1 protein-coding gene is annotated in these 2,606 nt (G+C 37.8%); it reads right to left on the bottom strand.

The features are described 5' to 3' along the window. Nucleotides 1–203: 203 nt before the first annotated feature. Nucleotides 204–2,390 carry a VCBS repeat-containing protein gene (locus AB1422_18770; GenBank protein MEW6621344.1) on the bottom strand — a complete coding sequence of 729 codons (2,187 nt, stop codon included), beginning with the start codon at nucleotides 2,388–2,390 and terminating at the stop codon, nucleotides 204–206. Nucleotides 2,391–2,606: the final 216 nt, after the last annotated feature.

The raw sequence follows: 2,606 nt of genomic DNA, 5'->3' as shown, positions 1-2,606 counted from the left end.
ATTGTGGAAAACAACAAATTTCCATAAATTTCTATTAGTTTCTATTAATTTCAATTTTTTTAATAATATCTCCCTATCTCCTTAATCTCCACATCTCCTTTTGTTACACCACCTGAACGCTTACTCCTTTTCGGACACTATTTCAACCTTTATGATAGATTAAGACACCACCTAATTTTTCTATCACCAATTACCTTTTTTGCTTACTCAATTTCTATTCCTTCGCCAATGGCAAGATTGGTAAAGGTATAGGTCCAGTTTCCCCTGCCATCACTGGCAAATCCTTTAGTAATGCCATCAAATCGACCAAAAAGAACATCCGGTAAACCAGCTAGCTGAAAGCCTGGCGGAGTAGGTAAATCATAAATTGTTGAACAGGTATTGAATTTAGTCATATTTTCCTGGAGTAAAAATCTGATTCCCGTATAATCACCAGCGACAATATCAAGATTTTCATCTGAGTTAAAATCAACCAGGGCAACGCTACAAAGGTGTCCGTCTGTTGGAAGTCCTTTAGAATTGTTTTTCCAGTTACCTCTACCATCGCCTGACCAAGCTTGCACACCTTTATTATCATTAGTTCCAGCAACAATATCTGGTTTTCCATCAAAATTAAAGTCCCCACAAATCACGCCGTAGAAAAAACCGGTTGAAGGCAATTCATTCGAGCTAAGATTCCATCTACCATCACCATCACCAAACCAGACATCCAATCCTTTAATGCTGGTTGCCACGATGTCCAATTTCCCATCTAAATTAAAATCTGCCAGGGCTACCCCATAATAGAATTTATTTTCATCAAGCCCAAAAGATGCTGGCTGCCAATGATTATTGGTCCTTATCCATGCCTTCACACCTTGAGGTGTGGCACAAACTATATCCGCAACACCATCTAAGTTGAAATCTGCTATAGCTATGCCATAGTGTTCGTGCGAGGTATCAGGGGTGGTCTTTTGTGCCCAGATATGGGGATGAATAGAATCAACCATAGGACCCATTTGTGGGTATATTGGCGTGCCGATAGCTTTATTTCCAGCAATATCTTCTGCCTCAAATTGATAACTATAACTCCCTTTCTCTTTTAAACAAATCTCAAAATAGTAAAAGCCATTATCTTGTTTCATCGTATAGGTGCCGATTAAGGTTTGCCCTTTATAAATGCCTACCTTTGGATGACCTTTTTTAGGTGGGAGATTATTGATATAATTTAGTTTATATGTAAAAATCGTGCCTGATGTGCCATATTCAGGTTGAAGTCCATCTGTGGTATATCCTATCTGTCCTATCCAGCCAAGTAATGATACTGGTGCTGGATTTGATAAACAGAGTTGAATACCAGCAGAATTAACCCCAATGATGTCTGGTCTTCCATCTAAATTAATATCCCCGCCAGCAAGCCCCTGATAGAAATTTTCAGTTGGTAGTCCTGATGATGCAAGTTGCCAGTTACCTTGACCATCTCCTACCCAGACTTTAATTCCCTCATCAGTTCCTGCGGCAATATCTGGATAACCATCTAAATTAAAATCATAAGCAAAAAGACTAAAAACAGCCCTTGTTTTAAGAGGTGATTTAGCAGAATCTGACCAATTTCCATTGCCATCTCCCAGCCAAATCCCAAGTCCATTTTTACCACTACCTGCAATTATATCTAACTTGCCATCTAAATTTACATCCGAAGTGGCTAACCCGTAGTAGTTTCCATAACCAGGAAGTCCATTTGAGGTATTCATCCATTTTCCCTGACCATTTCCTCGCCAGGCTTTTACACCACCTCCATCGTTATTCGTGGCAACTATATCTAATTTACCATCCAGGTTAAAATCCGTAATTACAACTTTATAGTAATACTTATAATCTGGCAGACCATGATTTTGAGGAATCCAATTTTTACCTGTTCCATCTCCTGCCCAAACCTTTATTCCGAATTGAGATGCAGAAACTATGTCCATAGAACCATCTGAATTCAAATCAGCGACCTCAACTCCAAAATAGGAGTTAATTTGAGGAAGATTGGTTGAGATTTTATTCCATTTTAAATTATCCTCACCTAACCAGAGACTAATTCCTGAATTAGCCGTGGTAGCAATTATATCTAATTTACCATCTTGATTGACATCACCAATGGCTAATCCTTGATAAGAACCGTCTGAAGAAAGTCCGGTATGAGGCACAATAGTCCAGCTACCTTTATCATCTTGTTGCCATATTTCAATCCCTTTTAAATATCTGGTGGTAATGATTTTACGGTCAGATAAAATGATATTCTGGTAGGCGGTGGTAGTTTTAGAGATAGATTGCCCAAACCATTTAATTAATGTTGGCGATGTTTTTGCCCAACTGGAGACACTATTTAAAATAATGATTGTGATTAGAATAAATTTTAACATCTTTTTGTAACTGTTCACCACAGAGACACAGAGACGCAGAGAAACAGAGAGGAAAATATCTTTTTTTCGTGTTTTTCGCGTTTTTCGGTGTTTAAAAAGGCTTAAAAATAGGTAAGCGTTCAGGTGGTGTAACAAAAGGAGATGTGGAGATTAAGGAGATAGGGAGATATTATTAAAAAAATTGAAATTAATAGAAACTAATAGAAATTTATGGAA

This window comes from bacterium, assembly GCA_040757115.1.
GTDB lineage: Bacteria > UBA9089 > CG2-30-40-21 > CG2-30-40-21 > SBAY01 > JBFLXS01.
This window is presented reverse-complemented; position numbering and strand designations above follow the sequence as displayed.

Bases quoted from the DNA above. Each gene is read 5' to 3' on its own strand.
- AB1422_18770 (MEW6621344.1), bottom strand. From the start codon at position 2,390: ATGTTAAAATTTATTCTAATCACAATCATTATTTTAAATAGTGTCTCC.